Origin of the sequence: Pedosphaera parvula Ellin514 (genome assembly GCF_000172555.1) — a bacterium.
Taxonomy (GTDB): Bacteria; Verrucomicrobiota; Verrucomicrobiia; order Limisphaerales; family Pedosphaeraceae; genus Pedosphaera.
In genome coordinates, this window is the sequence record NZ_ABOX02000054.1 from 45,961 (window position 1) to 52,174 (window position 6,214).

Consider the following 6,214-nt stretch of genomic DNA (forward strand, 5'->3'; position numbering starts at 1 on the left):
CTAGCATGGATTTCAGACATCCACATTTTGCAGAACGAGGCTGGCTTTGGCTGGCTGTTTTAGGGCCGTTGTGCCTGGTCCTGTTGCATCGCTACGCGGCGTGGGCCCGGAGCCGGCAACTAAAATTATTCGCAGCTCCTGAACTGATTTTAGGACTGTTGCAATCTCATAATCCCATCCGGCGATTGATGAAGAACCTGCTTCTGGTCGTGGCCGTTGCGGGAATCGGGATAGCCATGGCCCGGCCGCAGTGGGGTGAAACTACGGAGGTGTCAAAAGCGTTGGGCGAAGATGTCATGTTCCTGCTCGATTGTTCCAAGAGCATGTTGGCAGCCGATGTCCAGCCCAGCCGCTTGTCGCGCTCCAAGTACGCCATTCTTGATTTTGTTCAGCAGCATGGACGAGGTCGTGTGGGCCTGGTCGCCTTTGCCGGACAAGCCTTTTTGCAATGTCCATTGACTTTCGACTACGATGCTTTTCGCGATGCCTTGCTGGCCATCGATGAGCAAACCATCCCGGTCGGTGGAACGGATATCGGTCGCGCGCTGGATGAAGCCTATCGAGCCATGGAAAAAAATGATCGCCATAAAATCCTGGTCCTAATTACCGATGGTGAGGATTTGGAAAAAGCCGGCATCAAAACGGCGCAAGCGCTCGCGGAAAAGGGAATCGTGGTTTACACCATCGGTGTGGGAACGGCTGCCGGCAGCCCGATAAAAGTTATGAACGAACGCGGCATGCTGGACTATGTTAAGGACGAGCAGGGAAATGTCGTTGAGAGCCACTTGGATGAAGCCACCTTGACCGCCATTGCCCAGATGACACATGGGAGTTATCAACCACTTGGACCGCTGGGAGAAGGACTTGGCAGGATTCGGCGGGCGCTCGAAGGTGCGAGCGAATCGAATATCGCGGCTCGACAGAAAAAAATGGGAATGGACCGGTTCCATGTTTTTGTGGCGGCTGTTATACTCTTGTTGGTGGTGGAATCCCTGCTTGGGACGCGACGCAAGGTTTCCAATATCGCGCCATGACATATATGCTGACAAACGAGCACAACCAAAAGACAGGGAGAGGCCGGGGGATCCAGGGTTCAAGCTTTGCCTCGCTGCTCATCATTGCGGTTTTCGCACTGTCCACCATGGCTGCTTCCACTGGCGGCGGAGATTCAGATACTCAGGAAACAGCGCGCCAGCTTTATAACAACGGCACGGAGAAGCTGCGCGATGGAAAGTTGCGTGAAGCCGAAAGTTATCTGCAAAGCGCAGTGGCCAGTCAGAATGAAAAGGTCCAAGGTCCGGCTCTTTATAATTTGGGGCATGTGCGATTCAAGACGGGTTTGGAAGAGTTAAAGAAGTCTCCGGAGGGGAGTTCAGCAGGGCCTCGGTCAAGTCAGGCTTTGGATACTGGAAGCGGGGCGATCAAAGCTTTGGATGAAGCCCTGGTGAGTGACGATGTCAAGGCGATGGTCGCTGCCTATCAACGGGGACGCGGCGCGCGCAAGGAATTGAAAGGCGCCACGGATGCGGTAAAGCGCGCCATGCAGACGTACGGCAGCGTGCTGACGAAGTGGCAGCGTGCCTCTGGAGATTTTAAAAGTACCGCCGAAATGAATTCTGCAGATAAGGACGCGCAGACGAATGCAGAGTTGGTGGACCGGAGTATCGCCAAGCTGGTGGATACTCAACAAATGATGATGCAGAATCAGGGGCAGATGGATAAACAGAAGCAGGAACTGCGTGACAAAATGAAAAAGCTTAAAGGCAAACTCCCACAGGAGATGGCTCCGCCCGGAGGTCCTGGTGGTGATGAAGATGATGACGATGAAGATGACAAGAAACCCAAGGAACCAAAAGCTGGAATGGAAGAGGGGCCGTCAAAGGATGGCAAGGAAAGGCAGCTGACACCTGAAGAAGCGGAGCGGTTGCTCGGCATGTTGAAACTGGACGGAAACCGCAAGCTTCCCCTGGGGATGAAGGAAACCGGGGAGAAGAAGGAAGACCGTAAACGCAAGGATTGGTGAAAACTCGAATGATGTTGCGCAAAACCTTAAGCACAGTCCTTGGCATCAGCCTGTCCTTTACCGGGATTTCCAGCTTCGGACAAATTACAAATTCAATCCGTCCGCGCGTAGCCACCGTGCGTCCATTCCGTGTTGTCCAGGGTAATCTGCAGCCGTCGCCGGGTGGACCTGATGTTTTTGACAGCCTCGTTTCCTCGGCTGCTTCCTTCGACATGGACTCACCAGTAGAAGCCAAGGCTGAGTTCGATCCTCCTGTGGCAACCGTGGGAGGAAAGGTTATTTATCGCGTCGTCCTGACGGCTTTGGATGAATCAGTAAAAGTGCCTGATCAACTGCCTGTTCCTCCCGGACTTGAATTGCATCAGGGGGGACGGGGGCAATCTTATAACAACGTGGGCGGCCTGAAGCTGCGTCCGCAGACTACGATTTTATATCACCTAAGCGTTACCAATACTGGCACTTTCACGATTCCATCCTTCGAGATCACCGCTTACAGCAAGCCTGTAAAAGTGCCGGAAGCGAAGCTCACAGTAATGTCCGCCGGAAGCATCGCCGCTTACGAGCCGCCTCATCTGTTCCTGCAAGTACCCAAGGAGGATGTTTATGTCGGCCAGGCTTTGAGAATATCCCTTGTTCTGCCTGATACCGGTGATGGAAATGTAGGCGGTCTGGCCCAGGCTAAAATCAAGGGTGAATTCATTTTCTCCGAACCATTTTCGCTGGGCATGCGTCGCGAACCGATTCAACGCAACGGAACCAACATCCTGGCATTGATCCAGGAAGTGATGGTGACGCCTCTGCGTGAAGGTGAACAGGAGATTGTTGGTCAGGCGCATAGCGTATCCAGCCGAATTGTTCCTGGACAGACGCCGGTCTTCCAAAGCACCAGTTTGTTGGTTGATTCCGATCCGGTGAAGCTCAACGTGAAAGCGTTGCCGGAAGAAGGCAAGCTGCCCGGCTTCACCGGCGCAGTAGGTAATTACCAATTGGAGCCACCTAGACTTTCGAAGGATGAAGTGCGGGCGGGTGAGCCGGTTACCATGACTGTCAATCTCCACGGGGACGGTAATCTCGGTCGTTTAAGCCCTCCTCAAGTGCCTTTGCTTAAACAGTGGGAGGGTTTCCCGCCAGTCGCCGATAACTCACTCCCACCCGCCATTGTGCAACAACGCGGGTTTGTCAGTTTTACCTACACCCTCGTTCCGCTTTCAGATAAGGTGGATGCCACAACCGCCATTCCTTTCAGCTACTTTGAGCCCAGGAAGAAAATTTACATCGATCTTACCATCCCGACTGTAGCCATCCGAGTAAAGCCCGCGCCCGGCGGTGATCTGGCACTCAAAGAACGCGAAGCCGACAATGCTTCCAAATCTCAGGATTTGGCTGAAGAGGACAAACCGCCTGTGATGGCTGGTCTTATCGCCAGGCCCGGGAGAGCAGCCAGTCTGGCTCCTTTGCAGCAAAGGTGGTGGTTTCTTGGGTTGCAGGCATTGCCTGCCGCGGGAATAGGAGGGCTTTGGGCCTGGGACAGGCGCCGACGTTATTTGGAACAAAACCCTGGGGTGGTTCTGAAGCGAAAAGCTCGTCGCGGGCTTCGCAAGCAGCTTCAAGCAGCGCGCCGGGCTGCGGCACGCGGAGACACCAATGGCTTTGTGCTGAGCGGCATAAACGCGTTGCGCGAAGCCTGTGCCCCCCATGTGCCGGCCCGGCCGGAGTCTTTGGTGTGCACGGATGTACTGGACGTTTTGCCCAGGGCTCAAAGGGAAGGTGAGAGCGGTCAGTTGGTAAGACACTTTTTCGCGGCCGCCGACGGGATCCTCTTTGGTGGCACGACCCGCGAGGTCACCGGCTTGCTGGCGCAGCAATCAGAGTTGGAAAAATTATTGGAACAACTCGGGGAGCGCTTATGAGAATGTTCAAGAAGCTTGAATGGTCACCTGTTTTTTGCTGCGTGTTCATGCTCCTCATGCTGTGCGTTAGTAATCTGTTTGCGGGAAACCCGGTAACAACCGAAGCGCTGTTCAAGCAGGGAGTGCAGGCATATGCTGGTGGTGAGTTCGACCAAAGTGCGGAATTTTTTCGTCAAGCCACGACGGTTTCCCCTTCCTTCGGGGCATTGCACAATCTTGGAAACGCCGAATGGAAAGCCGGACATGGTGGCGCTGCAATTCTTGCCTGGGAGCAGGCGCAATGGTTGTCTCCTTTCAGCAAACAGACGCGCGAGAACCTGCTGTTTGCGCGCCGGGAGGCACAATTGGATGCGCCAGAACTGACCTGGTATGAAGTCTGTTCAAGCTGGCTGCCGCCGGACCTCTGGATTTGGATTGCGTTTGTGAGTTTTTGGTTGGCTGTGGCACTGATGGTGCTTCCGGGAGCACTTCGTTGGCGCCGGGCCGATTGGCATCAAGGACTCGCAGTCGCAGCTTTAGCCCTCTTTTTGCTCACCATTCCCGGCATCATCGGCGTGCATACGCGAACCAGGCTTGGAATTGTTCTCTCCCAGGAAGCACCCTTGCGACTGACTCCCACCAGTGAAGGGCAGGTTTTAGTCAGATTGCATGGCGGCGAGGGTGCGCGCTTGGAAAAGCAGCGTGGAAAGTTTATTTTCGTGCGAACCACAGGAGGTGCAGGCTGGGTGGAAGGGGATCAGTTGGGCTTGATTTCCCGGCCATGAAGAATCCCTCAAAGTAATCTTTCCCAATTTCACATGATGCTGTGAGGAGTGGAAAGCATTGAAATTCACCTCGACTGGCGGGTCTTGGCTCTAGTTTTCCAACATGTAGCGTTAAAGTTTGTTAGCTGCTCGATCCCGAGATGCATGAACCACGGTCTTCGTTGCGCAAGGAAGCGAGATTTAAGTTGATCAAGCCGCATGAGCTAGTACATCAATAGCGGGCTTCGGAGATTGTTTTTAGTTAACAGACTTAACTTACTCCATCTAAGTGCCTGTGCTTAAATGTGATTGTTAAGATTATGTGTCTGTGCGGCACGTCAGTTTGCGTGCTTATATGCAAACGATGATACGGGGAAGGGACTTTTGCGCTGTCAGGCAATGAGTTCTTGCAAGTTTGTCAGTCGTAAAAATTTCTTTGGGCAGCTGGAAAAGTGAGAAAAAGATCGGGTGGCAATAATGTTGACACCCAACGTTTTTCGTCTAGCCTAACGACAAAATTTTTCTTGGCGGGTGCGTTGTTGGTAATTTTTGCGTCACGTCCCGTAGACGCGAGACTTTTCTTCACGCTGGGACGGCTTTTGAACTCTGGTTAGAAAACTCAGAATAGCAGCCATTGTCTGCTTTGCTCCAGGCGAGCGCCTTGGGCAAATGACGTTTTCGTTTGGGTTTCGGTATTTAGAGTGCGCTTTGTTATGAACAAAATCAGCAGGTATACTTTTTGGACAACGTTAGCGGTGTTCATTCTCGCCCTGGCGATGGTTGGACCAGTAAAGGCGGACTTGGTTCGCACCCAGACGATCAATCTTCACAAAGGCTGGAATGCAGTTTTTCTTCAGGTCACTCCTTTAAATACCAATGCGGCAGCAGTTTTCAGCGGCACCCCGATTTCCATCGTGACGACTTATTTCGGGGGCAATTCATCGGTGGAATTCATTCAGAATCCCGGTGCCATCAAATGGAAAAAAGATGGATGGGGCGCCTGGTATGCTCCTGGCCGGCCTGATTCATTTCTTTCCAGCCTCGCTGCCATTCATGGTAACCGGGCTTACCTGGTTTATGCTGGGCAGGATTTTACCTGGACCATACAGGGGACGGTAAGCTTCCAGCGGACCAAGTGGAAAAGCGACTCTTTCAATTTGGTTGGTTTTTGCCTGGACGATCAATCACCTCCAACTTTCGACAAGTTTTTTACAGGCTCAAGCGCACACAAGCCCTACAAGATTTATCGGTTGGTAAATGATCAGTGGACACTGGTCATCGACCCGCTTCGCACCACCATGAAATCCGGCGAAGCTTATTGGGTGTACTGCAATGGTGGCTCGGATTATCAAGGACCGCTCATGGCGAGGCTCGGCGGTGGCCAGGCCGTTGTTTTTGGTACTACTGGAGAAACCTGGATTTATTTGGCGAATCAATCGACCGATCCCATGGGGCTGAAAGTTGAAACGATAACTGGGGATGCTGGACTGCCATTGGCGTATAAAATTCGCGGAGTCAGCCCGGGACAAATCCAGGAT

The 6,214-nt window shown here is 53.0% G+C and carries 5 protein-coding genes; all 5 read left to right on the top strand.

Features of this window, described 5'->3' with window-relative positions; translation table 11 throughout:
• Positions 1–5 precede the first annotated feature (5 nt).
• The gene (locus tag CFLAV_RS27055; RefSeq protein ID WP_007418082.1) at positions 6–1,034 is read left to right on the top strand and encodes a vWA domain-containing protein; all 1,029 of its coding nucleotides are present in this window, start codon (positions 6–8) and stop codon (positions 1,032–1,034) included.
• Positions 1,031–2,023, top strand: coding sequence for a hypothetical protein (locus CFLAV_RS27060; RefSeq protein ID WP_007418083.1), 993 nt, complete (start codon positions 1,031–1,033; stop codon positions 2,021–2,023). Before CFLAV_RS27055 ends, CFLAV_RS27060 begins: the two co-directional genes overlap by 4 nt.
• Before the next feature lie 8 nt (positions 2,024–2,031).
• On the top strand, positions 2,032–3,933 hold the full coding sequence (locus tag CFLAV_RS27065) for a BatD family protein (RefSeq protein ID WP_007418084.1): 1,902 nt from the start codon (positions 2,032–2,034) through the stop codon (positions 3,931–3,933).
• Positions 3,930–4,697 (top strand): hypothetical protein, encoded by a 768-nt coding sequence (locus CFLAV_RS27070; RefSeq protein ID WP_150107621.1) that lies wholly within the window; start codon positions 3,930–3,932, stop codon positions 4,695–4,697. Before CFLAV_RS27065 ends, CFLAV_RS27070 begins: the two co-directional genes overlap by 4 nt.
• Positions 4,698–5,389: 692 nt before the next feature.
• Positions 5,390–6,214: hypothetical protein (locus CFLAV_RS27075; protein ID WP_007418086.1), on the top strand; the 825-nt coding region annotated here is incomplete at its 3' end.

What these genes read in the sequence shown, in the direction of transcription:
- CFLAV_RS27055 (WP_007418082.1), top strand. Translation starts at nt 6, where the DNA reads ATGGATTTCAGACATCCACATTTTGCAGAACGAGGCTGGCTTTGGCTG.
- CFLAV_RS27060 (WP_007418083.1), top strand. Translation starts at nt 1,031, where the DNA reads ATGACATATATGCTGACAAACGAGCACAACCAAAAGACAGGGAGAGGC.
- CFLAV_RS27065 (WP_007418084.1), top strand. Translation starts at nt 2,032, where the DNA reads ATGATGTTGCGCAAAACCTTAAGCACAGTCCTTGGCATCAGCCTGTCC.
- CFLAV_RS27070 (WP_150107621.1), top strand. Translation starts at nt 3,930, where the DNA reads ATGAGAATGTTCAAGAAGCTTGAATGGTCACCTGTTTTTTGCTGCGTG.